This window comes from Caenispirillum bisanense (genome assembly GCF_039523075.1).
GTDB classification, from domain to species: domain Bacteria; phylum Pseudomonadota; class Alphaproteobacteria; order Rhodospirillales; family Rhodospirillaceae; genus Caenispirillum; species Caenispirillum bisanense.
The window spans coordinates 53,433-68,210 of sequence record NZ_BAAAEP010000014.1; the positions used below are offsets into that span (position 1 = coordinate 53,433).

General features: G+C 68.9%; 14 protein-coding genes and 1 tRNA gene. 9 read left to right on the top strand and 6 right to left on the bottom strand.

The window, feature by feature from the left end:
* Nucleotides 1-4: 4 nt before the first annotated feature.
* Together ABD056_RS08500 and ABD056_RS08505 are read right to left on the bottom strand one after the other, a co-directional pair.
* Nucleotides 5-346 (bottom strand): HVO_A0114 family putative DNA-binding protein, encoded by a 342-nt coding sequence (locus ABD056_RS08500; RefSeq protein WP_343866125.1) that lies wholly within the window; start codon nucleotides 344-346, stop codon nucleotides 5-7.
* Nucleotides 343-630, bottom strand: a complete 288-nt coding sequence (locus ABD056_RS08505; protein ID WP_343866126.1) for a toxin-antitoxin system TumE family protein — start codon at nucleotides 628-630, stop codon at nucleotides 343-345. Before ABD056_RS08505 ends, ABD056_RS08500 begins: the two co-directional genes overlap by 4 nt.
* 150 nt (nucleotides 631-780) lie before the next feature.
* On the opposite strand from ABD056_RS08505, the gene ABD056_RS08510 reads away from it, so the two are divergent.
* Nucleotides 781-1,734 carry an acetyl-CoA carboxylase carboxyltransferase subunit alpha gene (locus tag ABD056_RS08510; protein ID WP_343866127.1) on the top strand — a complete coding sequence of 318 codons (954 nt, stop codon included), beginning with the start codon at nucleotides 781-783 and terminating at the stop codon, nucleotides 1,732-1,734.
* Between the two features lie 39 nt (nucleotides 1,735-1,773).
* Here the strand turns inward: ABD056_RS08510 and ABD056_RS08515 are convergent, their stop codons facing one another.
* Complete coding sequence (locus ABD056_RS08515) at nucleotides 1,774-2,544, bottom strand: helix-turn-helix transcriptional regulator (RefSeq protein WP_343866128.1); 771 nt, start codon at nucleotides 2,542-2,544, stop codon at nucleotides 1,774-1,776.
* Nucleotides 2,545-2,703: 159 nt separating this feature from the next.
* On the opposite strand from ABD056_RS08515, the gene trpS reads away from it, so the two are divergent.
* The 7 genes from trpS (at nucleotide 2,704) to ABD056_RS08550 (ending at nucleotide 8,972) form a co-directional block, all read left to right on the top strand.
* Nucleotides 2,704-3,702, top strand: coding sequence for a tryptophan--tRNA ligase (trpS, locus tag ABD056_RS08520; protein ID WP_343866129.1), 999 nt, complete (start codon nucleotides 2,704-2,706; stop codon nucleotides 3,700-3,702).
* Nucleotides 3,703-3,818: 116 nt separating this feature from the next.
* Nucleotides 3,819-4,610, top strand: coding sequence for a TIGR02186 family protein (locus ABD056_RS08525; RefSeq protein WP_343866130.1), 792 nt, complete (start codon nucleotides 3,819-3,821; stop codon nucleotides 4,608-4,610).
* A gap of 19 nt (nucleotides 4,611-4,629) precedes the next feature.
* Nucleotides 4,630-5,136: a universal stress protein gene (locus ABD056_RS08530; protein WP_343866131.1), complete on the top strand. Its 507-nt coding sequence runs from the start codon at nucleotides 4,630-4,632 to the stop codon at nucleotides 5,134-5,136.
* Between the two features lie 95 nt (nucleotides 5,137-5,231).
* The gene (locus ABD056_RS08535; RefSeq protein WP_343866132.1) at nucleotides 5,232-5,780 is read left to right on the top strand and encodes a NifU family protein; all 549 of its coding nucleotides are present in this window, start codon (nucleotides 5,232-5,234) and stop codon (nucleotides 5,778-5,780) included.
* A 497-nt stretch (nucleotides 5,781-6,277) separates the two neighbouring features.
* The gene (locus ABD056_RS08540) at nucleotides 6,278-7,360 is read left to right on the top strand and encodes a glucosaminidase domain-containing protein (protein ID WP_343866133.1); all 1,083 of its coding nucleotides are present in this window, start codon (nucleotides 6,278-6,280) and stop codon (nucleotides 7,358-7,360) included.
* A 145-nt stretch (nucleotides 7,361-7,505) separates the two neighbouring features.
* Nucleotides 7,506-7,598, top strand: a tRNA-Ser gene (locus ABD056_RS08545).
* 744 nt (nucleotides 7,599-8,342) lie between these two features.
* A complete protein-coding gene (locus ABD056_RS08550; protein WP_343866134.1) occupies nucleotides 8,343-8,972 on the top strand; it encodes a hypothetical protein in 630 nt (209 codons plus the stop codon).
* Between the two features lie 77 nt (nucleotides 8,973-9,049).
* On the opposite strand, the gene ABD056_RS08555 is transcribed toward ABD056_RS08550, so the two are convergent.
* From ABD056_RS08555 to ABD056_RS08565, 3 genes are all read right to left on the bottom strand, one after another.
* Nucleotides 9,050-9,304, bottom strand: a complete 255-nt coding sequence (locus ABD056_RS08555; RefSeq protein ID WP_343866135.1) for a hypothetical protein — start codon at nucleotides 9,302-9,304, stop codon at nucleotides 9,050-9,052.
* 1,035 nt (nucleotides 9,305-10,339) lie between these two features.
* Nucleotides 10,340-11,365: a 2-oxoacid:ferredoxin oxidoreductase subunit beta gene (locus ABD056_RS08560; protein ID WP_343866136.1), complete on the bottom strand. Its 1,026-nt coding sequence runs from the start codon at nucleotides 11,363-11,365 to the stop codon at nucleotides 10,340-10,342.
* Between the two features lie 5 nt (nucleotides 11,366-11,370).
* Nucleotides 11,371-13,284, bottom strand: coding sequence for a 2-oxoacid:acceptor oxidoreductase subunit alpha (locus ABD056_RS08565; RefSeq protein WP_343866137.1), 1,914 nt, complete (start codon nucleotides 13,282-13,284; stop codon nucleotides 11,371-11,373).
* 274 nt (nucleotides 13,285-13,558) lie between these two features.
* On the opposite strand from ABD056_RS08565, the gene ABD056_RS08570 reads away from it, so the two are divergent.
* Nucleotides 13,559-14,749 carry an amidohydrolase family protein gene (locus tag ABD056_RS08570; RefSeq protein WP_343866138.1) on the top strand — a complete coding sequence of 397 codons (1,191 nt, stop codon included), beginning with the start codon at nucleotides 13,559-13,561 and terminating at the stop codon, nucleotides 14,747-14,749.
* The last annotated feature ends 29 nt before the right edge of the window (nucleotides 14,750-14,778 follow it).

Here is a 14,778-nt window from a genome sequence, read left to right on the forward strand (position 1 = left end):
CCGCTCACGCCGCCTTCAGGGTGAAGTCCACGTGGACGGCGTCGTAAGGGAACAGCAGGCGCCCGTCGTCGGTGCGGTCGAGCAGGCCGGCGTCCAGCAGCAGGTGGGCGTCGCCGTGGACCGTCTTTACATCCCGCCCGACCCGCCGCGCCACCTCCCGAAGGCTGAGAGGCCCCTGGCCTGTCATGGCGCGCAGCACGTCCCACCGCTTGGGCGTGAGGGTTTTCCACAGCGCCTCGACGCTCTCGAACGAGATGCGGACGCCCTGCGGCTCGCCGGCGAAGGCGGCCAGGGCGCGGCGGGTGACCTCGTCGCGATGGGCCACCGATACGGTGACGGTCGTCATGGCTTCAGCCTCCATGCGTCCACATCGGCCCAGAAATCCCGCAGCAGGGCGGCGGGGGTAGTGAAGCGATAGGGCTCCTCACGATCGCCCAGATGGCGGTGATCGCCCTTGCCGGCCTCATTATCGTAGCGCAGGACACAAACGCCCTGCACCACGTAGGCCAGCGAGTATTTGTAGCCGTGGAACGACGCGCGGACGGGAGCCGGCACCTGCCAGACCCGCAGTTCGACAAATGCGTCGTCGGCAACAATGTGCCGCTCATCCAACAGCAGTCTCGCCCCCATGTTGGTAATTTGACCAACAATTGGCGGCGCCGTCAAGGGCTGCGGACCGTACCTGGGCCGATCACGGCGATCCCTCCTGCCGTTTTTGGGCTTCACCCGTGCGCCGGCTGTGTTATCCCTTGGGCCGCACACGGACGAACCCGGGACGCCATGAACTTTCTCGACTTTGAAAAGCCCATCGCCGAGCTGGAAGGCAAGATCGCCGATCTGCGCCACCTGTCGGACGACGACGGCATCAATATCGCGGACGAAGTCGCCCGCCTTCAGGCCAAGGTGGAAAAGCAGCTGAAGGCGACCTACGCCAAGCTGACGCCGTGGCAGAAGACGCAGGTGGCGCGCCATCCCGACCGCCCCCATTGCCTCGACTACGTCACCCAGCTGATCGAGGACTTCCAGCCGCTGGCCGGCGACCGCACCTATGCCGAGGACGAAGCCATCGTCGGCGGCGTCGGCCGGTTCCGCGGCCGCAGCGTCATGGTGATCGGCCAGGAAAAGGGCCACGACACCGAGACGCGGGTGAAGCACAACTTCGGCATGGCCATGCCCGACGGCTACCGCAAGGCCCGCCGCCTGATGCGCATGGCCGACAAGTTCCGCCTGCCGGTCATCACCCTGGTCGACACCGCCGGCGCCTATCCCGGCGTGGCGGCGGAGGAACGCGGTCAGGCCGAGGCCATCGCCCGCGCCATCGAAACCTGCCTCGACATCCGGGTGCCGCTGATTTCCTGCGTCATCGGCGAAGGCGGTTCGGGCGGCGCCATTGCGCTGGCCGCCGCCAACGTGGTGCTGATGCTGGAGCACTCGATCTATTCCGTCATCAGCCCGGAAGGCTGCGCCGGCATCCTGTGGCGCTCCGGCGACCAGGCCCAGGCCGCCGCCGAGGCCCTGAAGCTCACCGCCCAGGACCTGCACCGCCTGGGCGTCATCGACGAGATCGTGCCGGAGCCGCTGGGCGGCGCCCATCGCTCGCGCAAGAGCGCCATCGACGCCGTCGGCGACTGCATCGACCGCCACCTGACCGGCCTCATCACCACCGAGGGCGGCGTGCTGCGCGCCAAGCGCCGCGACAAGTTCCTGGAAATGGGCCGCCACGGCCTCGACTGACGCCGCCGCAAGCCGGCGCGGGCGGTGGGGCGGGCGGGATCATCCGCCCGCCGCCCCCTGTCGCCGCAAGGCTGCCGGCGTCACCCCGCGCTCCTTCCTCAGGGCGCGGGTGAGGGCGGTCTGGTCGGCATAGCCGCAGGCGAGCGCCACCTCCACGATCGGCATGTCGCTGCCCGCCAGCAGCGCCGCCGCCCGGTCCAGCCGGGTGCGGCGCAGGTATTCCGCCACCCCGCAGCCGAGCAGCCGCCGGAACTCCGCCTGCAGGTGGCTGGGGCTGAGGCCGGCGGCCTGCGCCACCTCCGCCACCGACAGCGGCTGATCGAGCCGGGCATCGATGCAGGCCACCGCCGCCGCCACCCGCGCCGAGGCCGGCACCGCCGCCGGAGCCTCGCCGCCAGTCGGCTGCGCCTCCAGCAGCAGCAGGCTGAGGGCGTGGTGGGCGGTGGCGGCATCGGCGGTGCCGCCGATCTCGGCCAGATAGCGCACCAGATGCTGCGCCGGCTGCCCCAGGGAAAAGAACGTGCCGGCCGCCAGCCGCGGCAGCAGGCGCTGCGGCAGCCCGGCGGCGTGGCTGGCGAAATCCACCACCAGGAAGCGGTTGCCCTGGCCCTCCACCCGGAAGCGGTGGGGCACCTGCGGCGCCAGGAACACGCCGCGGCCGTCGCGCACCGTATCGGCGCGGTCGCCGACGTGCAGCGGCATGCCGCCGGCCAGCGGCAGCACGATCTGGTGGTGGTCGTGGGTGTGCGTGTCCTCCGCCTGGCGGGGGCGGTAGGAACGCACCTCGACCCGGATGGGGGGCGCCTTCATCCCCGCATGGTCCGCCGCCCGGCCGCCGCTGGCAAGGGCCGAGTCGCGGCAGCCCTGCAGCGGCCGCGGTTGACGCCCCGGCGGCCATGGGCTACCTCCGTTGCCGGGCCGGCCCTCCACCCGCCGGCGACATCCACAGCCAGACGGAACCCACACACGATGAGCCGCATCTTTTCGGGCGTTCAGCCCACGGGCAACCTGCACCTCGGCAACTATCTCGGCGCCATCCGCAACTGGGTGCGGCTGCAGAACGAGTTCGAGTGCGTCTTCTGCGTCGTCGACATGCACGCCATCACCGTCTGGCAGGACCCCGCCGCGCTGACCCAGGCGACGCGCGAGGTGACGGCCAGCTTCATCGCCGCCGGCATCGACCCGGAAAAGCAGGTGCTGTTCAACCAGTCGGCGGTGGCGGGCCACGCCCAGCTGGCGTGGGTGTTCAACTGCGTCGCCCGCATCGGCTGGCTGAACCGCATGACCCAGTTCAAGGAGAAGGCCGGCAAGAACCGCGAGAACGCGAGCGTCGGCCTCTACGCCTACCCGAACCTCATGGCCGCCGACATCCTGCTGTACAAGGCCACCCACGTGCCGGTGGGCGAGGACCAGAAGCAGCACCTGGAACTGGCCCGCGACATCGCCCAGAAGTTCAACACCGACTTCGGCCGCGAGGTCTTCCCGCAGCCGGAGCCGCTGATCTTCGGCGCCGCCACCCGCGTCATGTCCCTGCGCGACGGCACCGCCAAGATGAGCAAGTCGGCGGAAAGTGATTACTCGCGCATCAACATGACCGACGATGCCGACACCATCGCCCAGAAGATCCGCAAGGCCAAGACCGACCCCGAGCCGCTGCCCGCCGACGCCGACGGCTTCGAAGGCCGCGCCGAGGCCCGCAACCTGGTGAACATCTACGCCGCCCTGCGCGACGTGTCGTTCACCGAGGCGGTGGCGGAAGTGGGCGGCAAGCCGTTCAGCGAGTTCAAGGGCATCCTGACCGACGTGGCGGTGGACGTGCTCGGCCCCATCAACGCCGAGATGAAGCGCCTGCTCGACGACGTGTCGGAGATCGACAAGGTGCTGGCCCGCGGTGCCGAACGGGCCCGCGCCATCGCGCAGCCGACCATCGACGAGGTCTATGACACCGTCGGCTTCCTGCGGGTCTGAGGCGCAGCGGCGCGGCGGGCGGCGGGGCGGGCTGCAACTGGCCCTTCCGTACCGCCGCGTCCTGGCCTATGACTGAAGGACCGATCGATCCGATCCCCCTCCGGCCGAGGTTGCCGTTGCGCGCTGCCGTTCGCCGTCCCCTGTTCCTCGCTCGCCTGGCCGGCCTGATCGCCGCCGTGGTGGGGGCGCTGTGGCTGACGCTGATGGCGGCGCGGGCGGTGGAACAGCCGCTGGTGGCCGACCTGTCCAAGCATCTGGTCGCCATCACCACCGGCTTTGCCGGCACCGACGTGCTGCTGTTCGGCGCCACCGACGGCCCCGGCGACGTGGTGCTGGTGGTGCGCGGCCCCGACCAGCCGGCGGTGGTGCGCAAGAAGGACAAGGTGGCCGGCCTCATCTGGGCCAACACCGAATCCGTCACCTTCACCGGCGTGCCCAGCTTCTACAAGGTCGCCAGCTCGCGCGCCTTCACCGACTTCATGGCCGAAAGCCTGCGCGAACGCCACCGCATCGGCACCGACAACCTGGACCTGCGCCCCGCCGACGGCAGCCTCGCCACCCCGGCCGAGGTCGCCGCCTTCCGCGAGGCGCTGGTGCGGCTGAAGACCGAGGCCGGCCTGTACCTGGAGCGGGAGGAGGGGGTGCGCATGCTCGCCAACCGCCTGTTCCGGTCGGAGCTGTACTTCCCGTCCAACGTTCCCACCGGCACCTACATGGTGGAGGTCTATCTGGTGCGCGACGGCGAGGTGGTGTCGGCCGAGGTGACGCCGCTGGTCATCAGCAAGGTCGGCATCGGCGCCGAGATCTTCCACTTCGCCTACCGGCAGTCGGTGCTGTACGGCCTGGCGGCCATCCTGCTGGCCGTCGCCGCCGGCTGGATCGCCGGCCTGATTTTCCGCAAGACTTGACCCGGAGGTTCCCCCCTTCATGAGCGACGATGCCTCCCCTGCCGCCCCGACGGGCGCCCCGACGTCGCCCCGCACCTTCCTGGTGGTCGTCGACGAGACCGAGGAGATGCAGGCGGCGCTGACCTATGCCTCCTGCCGCGCCCGCTCCACCGGCGGCGCCGTCGCCCTGCTGAAGGTGGTGGAACCGGCGGAATTCCAGCATTTCGCCGCCATCGGGGCCCGCATGCAGGACGAAAGCCGCGAGGAGGCGGAGCAGCTGCTGCAGCGCCTGTCGGCGGAGGTGGTGAAGCTGTGCGGCCGCATGCCCATCCTGTTCATCCGCGAGGGCAAGGCGCAGGACGAGCTGCTGCGCCTGATCGAGGACGAGCCCGGCATCTCCATCCTGGTGCTGGCCGCCGGCACCGGGCCGGAAGGGCCGGGGCCGCTGGTGTCGGCGCTGACCGGGCGCATGTCGTCCAGGCTGCGGGTGCCGGTGACCATCGTGCCGGGCACCCTGTCGGCAGACGACATCCGCCGGCTGGCTTGACGTTTCGGCCGTCGTGGACCACATACCGACCAAGCAAGAGACTCAGGAATAGACGCCCCTGCGGCGGCGCGAGAGACGACGACGAAGGACCACCCATGTTCATCCAGACCGAGCCGACCCCGAACCCTGCCACGCTGAAGTTCCTGCCGGGCCGGCAGGTCATGCCGCAGGGCACTGCCGATTTCACCTCCGCCGACAAGGCGGCGCCGTCGCCGCTCGCCACCCGCCTGTTCGGCGTCGATGGCGTGACGGCGGTGTTCCTCGGGGCCGACTTCGTGACGGTGACCAAGGAAGAGGGCCGCGACTGGCAGGTGCTGAAGCCGATGATCCTCGGCGCCATCATGGAGCACTACACCAGCGGCGTGCCGGTCATCCACACCGTCGCCCTCGACAGCCTGAACGACGGCGACGACGACGAGATCGTGGCCCAGATCAAGGAACTGATCGAGACCCGCGTGCGCCCGGTGGTGGCCCGCGACGGCGGCGACATCGTGTTCCGCGGCTTCGAGGACGGCGTCGTCTACCTGCACATGCAGGGCGCCTGCTCGGGCTGCCCCAGCTCCACCATGACGCTGAAGAACGGCATCGAGAACATGCTGCGCCACTTCGTGCCGGAAGTGCGGCTGGTGGAAGCGGTGAACTGACCGACGCCTCGCGCGCGGTCCCTGCCGATCGACACGACGGCGGCCGGAGAGGGCTTCTCCGGCCGCCGTCTTTTGTCCGCCAGGCGAGCGACTCCGGTGGCACAACTGTTGCGCCTGGGCATCATCCGCCCCTGAATCACCCTGCCGCTGCCGCCGCGCGGCCCTTCCTCTGCCCCATTCCCCTGCCATGACGGAGGCCGCAGAGCGCCGAGTCGCGCGGCGTTCTCATGCCTGAGCGCCGGCTGACGACAGTCGAAGGGGGTAGCCATGGTTGACGCAGGAGGTGGTATCCGTATCATCCCCCTCGGTCTGACGTGGCCGGGCGAGGGTCCGGCGCGGCTGGCCGACAGTCGCCGGACCGATGCCGGCGGCTCCCCGCCGGCCCTGTGCGACAGGAGAATGAAGGGGGATACCCGGCCCGCCCCGGCAGCGCGACCGCACGCGCCAAGGCGCGGTTGCCGGCCGACCAGAGAAGAGACCGCGGAATGACGACTCCGATGTCCGGTCGATGGTACGACCGTATCGCCCTTGGCTTCGTGGGCGCCTGCGTGGTGACGCTGTATGGCGTTGCGCTGGTGGACTTTGCCGCCCCCTACGCCCCCGGCGCGCCGGTGCGGGGCGAGCTGCGTGCCGCCATGTCCGGGTCGGTGCCGGCGCTGCGCCAGGTCTATGCCTCCGACGGGGTGGAGGCGCGCAACCTGCGCCCGGCGGTGATGAGCAAGCTGTCCTTCCCCGAGCCGCCGCCGCTGCCGGTGCGCATCTCGCTGCCCATCGACCGCTTCGGGCCGGTGTCGGCCGAAAGCGTGCGCGAGGTGCGGCGCCTGTATGACGCGCTCGGCTACGACATCGCCGGGGTGATCGAGGGCAACGGCGTGCCGCGCCTGTACCTTTCCGCCGTGCCGGCGGACATGCCGCACGTGAACGACCCCGAGCTGCGCAAGAGCGTGTTCATCCGCACCGTGCTGCCGCTGGTGCTGCGGGTGAACGAGGAAGTCAGCCGCGACCGCGCCCGCCTGATCGAGATCGACAGCCGTCTGTCGCGCGGCGAGCCGGTCCACCCGAGCGACCTCGACTGGGTGCGGCGGATGGCCGACGATTACCGGGTGGCCGACGGCAGCATCCCGAAGCTGCTGCGCAAGGTGGACGCGGTGCCGCCGTCGCTGGCGCTCGCCCAGGCCATCGAGGAAAGCGGCTGGGGCACCTCGCGCTTCGCCCGCGAGGCCAACGCCCTGTTCGGCCAGTGGACCACCGACCCGCGGGTGCCGGGCATCGCCACCGGCGTGCCGCCCACCGACCCCAACTACAACAACCGCATCCGCGCCTTCCCGACGCTGCTGGACGCGGTGCGGTCCTACGTCCGCAACCTCAACACCCACCGCGCCTATGCCGATTTCCGCGACGAACGCTGGCGCCTGCGCACGGCCGGCAAGGACCTGAGCGGCCACGACCTGGCCGGCCACCTGCACCACTATTCGGAGCGCGGGCCCGATTACATCCAGGCCCTGCGGGTGATCATCCGCACCAACGCCCTGGCCGAGCTGGACAGCACCCGGCTTGGCAGCCAGCTCGCCGCCCGCTGAGCCAAGGGCCTGCAAACGCTGGAGAAACCGGCGTGAAAATTGGCAAAATCGGATATTGCCAGGGGCGCCGGCTGCTTATATAGTGCCGGCCTTCCAGGCGGGGGATCGACCCGCAAAGACGGGTGCGCATCCCCTCTCCTCGTGCGGAGGGATGGCCGAGTGGTTGAAGGCGCACGCCTGGAAAGTGTGTATACGGTGTTGAGCCGTATCGAGGGTTCGAATCCCTCTCCCTCCGCCACCTGCCCGCCCAGCCTTTGATTTTTGGTTAGAGCGGGCGACCTTTTCCCAAATTTGCCCTCAGGCCCTGCATGGGATTGCCTCGGAACAGCCGGGAACGATCTCCCCTTGCGGCGGCCGCGGTTCGCGGGGTCGCACCCGGACATCAAACAGCGGGCTCCGAAACTCCACGTGATACTCCTGGCGGTCGCAGGGTCCGTTCGGCCGCGGACTTTTCCCCCTCCCCCTCCCACCGGTCGGGCGCGGGTCATGATCAGAAACGTGGATGCGGACGAAGTCGGTGGGCCGGTTTCGCCAACCATCAGCCCCTCGTCTATTTCCGCCCCTTTTTCGGGCGGCGAGAACACGCGCGGGCCGCGACCCGCTGCATCGCTCGTCCCGAGTTGCCGGTGCGCTTGGCTGTCCCAGCCGTGAAGCGGTCGTTGTTCAACTTGCCACTTTGGCGACCTGATATCCGGTCCCCCGCGGTGCCGCGTCTCCGGGTGCAGGGACTTTCAGCACCTGCAGAAGTTAGGCGACACCCCTCAGGCCCCCACATCCCTGCATTTTCGGCGGCCCGTTTTCATGATCTCGTGCCACCGGCCGAGCACCATTCCCCAAGTCGGGTTGCGCCACCATTAATCGAAAGCGATCGAAGGATGCTGGTGAGGTAGGCATAGCCTCCCGCGACTTAGCAAGCATGCGCCCACACAACGTGTCTAGAAACGGCGATGATAGTTTGCTCTAAGTTACGGAGACCTCGGCCATGCGATATCAAAAGCTGCTGATGTCGGTACTGGCGCTATCGAGCGTGCCGGCGTGCTCGGCGCCACGTGAAGAAGTGCTCTATGAGCGACATGTACCTGGCCTGTTTACACGACACACTGCCGAGATCGGTGTAATCGCGACTAGCGCATCGCACCGGACGATCATGTTCCGGGTGAATGGAAACCCCAAGGGGTCGTTCTGCGCCGAGCCTCCACCAGATGTAGCCGAAGCCATTGCCAGCCAACTGGCGCTTTCGGCCAAGGGTGCGCTCGAAAACACCAGCTCAGAACCCACTGCATCGCAGAAGTCATCGGCCGAGCTTGTGTATGCGCGTGCGCTGGCTACTTCCATTCTAGCGCTGACCAGGCGAAGCCAAGGCCTTCAATGGGCGCGAGATCAAAATTTTGTTCTCTGCGTCGATCGACTTACCGAGAAAATAGGGCCAGAAGATTATTTGCGATACAAGGAGTATATATTGACCACATCAGCAGCGCTCATAGAGAAAGAAATAGACAAGCTTCCGCAACTATCCTTGACGCCGCTGCAGGCGCCGCCACAGCTGCAACCGCCGCCGCCGCAGCAACCGCGGCCGACAGAGAAACCCCAGGACGATCCCGCGAAGAAGTAGTTCGCGCGCCGTCATGAATGGGATCGCCACCATCACTGCTCAGGCTCAGCCTACCGCTATACCCGACGGCTCCGGCTTCAGTGGAGCAGGCGGCGACAGGGGCGCTCGGCTCGCCCCAGTCTGGCGGCCATCGACTCGACAGCCTGCGCCACCGCAAGCGCCCGTTGATCGTCCGGCAGGTGCGCCAGGTGCTCGCCGGCGTAGGTGTTCGCGCCGGCCCGGCACTCCGTCAGGTTAACCGGGCGGTGGCGCATGACAGCGGCCTCGATTTCGCGGGCCAGCTCCTGCAAGTCGTCAGGGGCAAGGCCGCGGGGGAGCATGGTCTTCGTCATGGGGAGGGAGGCGTCCCTGCCTGTGGCGCTGGAGTGGCTCAATGCCGGGACGCAAAGCTACTCTGGTCGGTCCGGCGCCGCTACCTGAGTGAAGATACAGGGTACGTCAGTTGGCGTGGATGTTCCGTAGATCTAGCCGGCCATCAGGTGCAATGAGACAGGAGTCGGGCCAATCGGAGGAGGCAGATCATCCGTCAGCTAGGGCTTGCGTCGTCGCATGTGCATTTCAAATGGTGGCTGGCTGGGAGCTACCGTTGCAGGACACATTAGGGGAGTGCCGCACGATGCGTAGCCCTGGACTTGCCGTAGCCCTTACTGCTGCCGCGCTTTCTCTTGCAGGATGTGCTCAGAACCCGACTCCTACGGTTGGCGCGCGGACTGTGTCCGCGCCGGAAGCCACAAAAACGGTCGCTGAGGAAAGAGTAAGTGGCGCGGAACTTGCCAGCATGTTCTCCGGCGACACTCGGTGGGCCTGGAGAAATGAGCGAGCACAGGGTATTGCCGAATACCGCCAGGACGGAACGGCATCCGCACGATGGAGCAACGCGGGCGGTCAGCGTCGGACTGCGGAGGGTACTTGGCGTCTCGCAGGCGACGCTATGTGCGCGACCTGGGCGGAGGTGCGCGATGGCGAGGAGACCTGCTTCCACTACGTGCCGGGCGAAGGCGGCTACCGGGTCATCCACGCAAGCAGCGGCCAAGTCGAGATGGAGGCGCGGCGGATCCGGTAACCGAGCCGAAAACGACTGAGGACCCAGGACGGGTTTCCGGACGTCAGATTGCTCCATTTCATCCTCATGTCACCTTGTGACGTCGCGTCACGGTTCATCGCCTCCCGCTGGCGCCTTCCCTCGCGCTTCCACGGGATCGCGGTCGGCGGGAAGCAGGCCTACGATGGCCGCCGGCCTGGTGGTGTTCGCCGACGGCGACACCATCACCCTGCTCGGCGTGATGCGGGAGCAGGTGCAGGCCGGCTGGTTCATCACCGGCTGAGGCGTATATGCACTCCGCATGACCGGCGGCACCGGCCGTCCCTCAGGGGACTGTCCAGGTGTCGCCGGCGTGCAGCAGGGCCATGATGTCGGCGGCCGCATCGCCGCCGGCCGGCACCTCCGGCGCCCGGCAGGCGGTTTCGAAGCTGTCGCCGGGGGCGCAGTGGATCACCCCCATCACCATGGGGAACAGCGGCGGCCGCAGGGCCGCCAGCGCCATGCCGAGCAGGCGGTTGGTCTCGTCGTGGACCAGCACGTCGGCCTCGGTCACGCCGTTCTCGCCCACCGTCGCCACAGCCAGGCCGAAGCCGTCGGGGCTGCGCACCAGGCCCTTGCGGCCGTCGCGGCCGAACAGCATGGGCTTGCCGTGCTCGACGAACAGCACGCTGTCGGGCGCCGTCTTCTTGTCGGTGACGGCATCGAAGGCGCCGGGGTTGTAGATGACACAGTTCTGCAGGATCTCCACGAACGACGCGCCCTTGTGGGCGTGGGCGCGCTTCAGCACCTCCGGCAGCTGCTTGAGCAGGGTGTCGCCGCCGCGCGCCACGAACCGCGCGCCGGCCCCCAGCGCGAAGACGCAGGGCATCAGCGGCGCGTCGACGGAACCGCCGGGGCTCGACGGCGAGCGGGTGCCGCAGGGCGAGGTGGGCGAGTACTGGCCCTTGGTCAGGCCGTAGATCTCGTTGTTGAACAAGAGGATGTTGAGGTCGATGTTGCGCCGCAGGGCGTGCAGCATGTGGTTGCCGCCGATGGAAAGCCCGTCGCCGTCGCCGGTCACCACCCAGACGTCAAGGTCGGGGTTGGTGATCTTGAGCCCCGTCGCCACCGCCGGGGCGCGGCCGTGGATGGTGTGGAAGCCGTAGGTCGCCATGTAATAGGGGAAGCGCGACGAACAGCCGATGCCGGAGACGAAGACGGTGGTATCGGGCGTCGCGCCGATCTGCGGCAGGGTGCGCTGCACCGCCTTCAGGATGGCGTAATCGCCGCATCCGGGGCACCAGCGCACGTCCTGGTCGGAGGCGAAATCCTTGTCGGTGAGGAGGCGGGGGGTATCGCTCTGGATGCCCATGGCGGTCACTCCGTCAGGGAGGCGAGAACGGCGGCGATTTCCGCCACCTTGAAGGGCTGGCCCTGCACCTTGGTGTGCGAGCGCACGTCGCGCAGCAGTTCCGACCGCAGCAGGGTCGCCAGCTGGCCGGTGTTCAGCTCCGGCACCACCACATGGCGGAAGCCGGCGAGCAGGTCGCCCAGGTCCGGCGGCAGCGGCCACAGGTGGCGCAGGTGGATATGCGACACCGCCTTGCCGGCCGCCCGTGCTCGCCCCACCGCCACGCGGATGGCGCCGTAGGTGGAGCCCCAGCCGACCACCGCCACCTCGCCGCTGCGCTCGCCCTGGTCGACGGTCAGCGGCGCCAGGTCGCGGGCGATGGCCGTCAGCTTGCCCATGCGGGCGTCGGTCATGCGCTGGTGGTTGGCGGGGCTATAGGAGATGTTGCCGCTGTCGTAATCCTTCTCGATGCCGCCGATGCGGTGGGCGAGGCCGGGGGTGCCGGGCTTCACCCACGGCCGCGCCAGGGTGTCGGCGTCGCGCAGGAAGGGATGGAAGCCCTGCGGCTCGGTGCGGAAGGTGGTGGGGAAGGGCGTCAGCGACTCCATGGCCGGCAGGCGCCAGGGCTCCGCCGCATTGGCGATGTAGCCGTCCGACAGCAGCATCACCGGCGTCATGTGGCGGATGGCCAGGCGCACCGCTTCGATGGCGCAGTGGAAGCAGTCGCCGGGGGTGGCGGCGGCGATCACCGGGATCTGGGCGTCGCCGTTGCGGCCGTAGACCGCCTGCAGCAGGTCCGCCTGCTCGGTCTTGGTCGGCAGGCCGGTGGAGGGGCCGCCGCGCTGGACGTCGACGATCACCAGCGGCAGTTCCGTCGCGATGGCAAGGCCGATGGCTTCCGTCTTCAGCGCCACGCCGGGGCCGGAACTGGTGGTGACGCCGAGCGCCCCGCCGTAGGAGGCGCCGATGGCGGCGCAGATGGCGGCGATCTCGTCCTCCGCCTGGAAGGTGGTGACGCCGCGGTCCTTCATGCGCGCCAGGGTGTGCAGCATGGAAGACGCCGGCGTGATGGGGTAGGAGCCGAGGAACAGCGGCAGCCCGGCCAGCCGCGCCCCCGCCCACAGGCCCCACGACAGCGTCTCGGCGCCGGTGACGGTGCGGTAGGTGCCCGGCGCCACCTGGGCGGCGGGGATGTCGAAGCGGCGCACGTCGCCGCTCAGCTCCATGGTCTCGCCGTAGGCATGGCCGGCCTTCAAGGCGGCGAGGTTGGAGTCGCGCACGGTGTCCTTGAACTTGCGGCCGAGCCACGCCTCCACCGCCTCGGTGCCGCGGCCGAACATCCACAGCACCAGGCCGAGGGTCCACATGTTCTTGCAGCGCAGGCCGTCCTTCTGGCCGAGGCCGAAGTCCTTCACCGCCGCCAGCGTCAGGGCGGAAATGTCGAGCCGCAGCACCCGGTGGCGGCCGAGGCTGCCGTCCTCCAGCGGGTTGCCGTCGTAGCCGGCCTTCTTGAGGTCGCGGTCGGTAAAGGTGCCCTCGTCCACCACCACCAGGCCGCCGTCGCGCACGTCGGCCAGGTTGACCTTCAGCGCCGCCGGGTTGAGCGCCACCAGCACGTCGGGGCTGTCGCCGGCGGTGAGGATTTCCGTCTGGCCGATGTTGATGGAATAGGCCGAGACGCCGTAGGTGGTGCCCACGGGGGCGCGGATTTCCGCCGGATAGTCGGGGAAGGTGGCGAAATCATTGCCGAACTGCGCCGACGAGGCCGCCATGCGGGTGCCGGTCAGCTGGATGCCGTCGCCCGAGTCGCCGGCGAAGCGGATGCGGACGAAATCCACCTCCGGCGTCAGCGACACCCGCCCGGCGGCGGCGCGGCGGCCGGCCAGCGCCTGGACGGCAGCGGGGGCAGGGGCGGTAACAGGGGGAGTGGGGGCGGTCATGACGGAGTCCTCCGCGCTTGGGCCTGATTGAGTGTATGCAAACGAATGAAGGGCCGTCAACCGGACGCAAATCAGGCCCTTTGCCGCCGCCCGCCCCGCCGAGACGGCCGACATCGCCTTTCGTGCCGCTCCCGCGTCGAGAAAGGGACTTGCGTCCGCCGTCACCTTCTGGAACACTTGCTTCACAACGATAGCATACTAACGAGTTGCCGGCGCTGATCCCGCATCGAACGGGGCGTGCGAAACCGGCAGCCGCACGAACAGGAGGCGAAGCATGGCAGCCGTCGCGCAGCCGAGTACCGCCGGTAAACTGGTCGTCCGCAACATTGGTCTGTTGCTGTCGGGCGACGTGAAGAACCCCATCCTCGACGCCGACTGCATCGTCTGCGTCGACGGCAGGATCACGCAGGTGGGCCGCGAGGCCGACTGCGACACCGGCGCCGCCGACCGGGTGGTCGACGCCCGCGGCACCACCGTCGCGCCGGGCCTCATCGACAGTCACGTCCACCCGGTGCTGGGGGACTGGACGCCGCGCCAGAACCAGTTGGGCTGGATCGACAGCTTCCTCCATGGCGGCGTCACCACCATGGTCTCGGCCGGCGAGGTGCATGTGCCCGGCCGGCCGAAGGACATCGTCGGCGTCAAGGCCATGGCGATCTTCGCCCAGCGCGCCTTCCTCAACGCCCGTCCGGGCGGGGTGAAGGTGCATGCCGGGGCACCGGTCATCGAACAGGGCATGACCGAAGAAGACTTCAAGGAAATGGCCGCCGCCGGCGTCAGGCTGCTGGGCGAGGTCGGGCTCGGGAGCGTCAAGGCCGGCGAGGAAGCCCGCCAGATGGTCGCCTGGGCCCGCAAGTACGGCATCCAGTCCACCATCCACACCGGCGGCCCGTCGATCCCCGGCTCCGGCCTTATCGACGCCGACGTGGTGCTGGAGGCGGATGCCGACATCATCGGCCACATCAACGGCGGCCACACCGCCCTGCCGCAGAACCAGATCCGCTGCCTGTGCGAAAGCTGCCACCGGGGCATCGAGATCGTCCACAACGGCAACGAGAAGATGGCCCTGTTCGCCATGCGCACCGCCTTCGAACTGGGGGCGCCGGAACGGGTCATCCTCGGCACCGACAGCCCGGCGGGCTCCGGCGTGCAGCCGCTCGGCATCCTGCGCATGGTCAGCATGCTGTCGAGCCTGGGCGACGTGCCGGCGGAAGTGGCGTTCTGCTTCGCCACCGGCAACACCGCCCGCATGCGCGACCTCGACTGCGGCCTGATCGAGGTCGGCCGCGCCGCCGACTTCGTCATCATGGACCGCGCCCAGCACTCGGCCGGCAAGGATCTGCTGGAGAGCGTCCGCCTGGGCGACCTGCCGGGGATCAGCATGACGATCATCGACGGGCTGGTCCGCACCGGCCGATCGCGCAACACCCCGCCGGCCGAGCGGCTGGCGGAGGTGGTGCCGTGAGGCGCTGACCGTTCCGGGCGCCGGTGCGG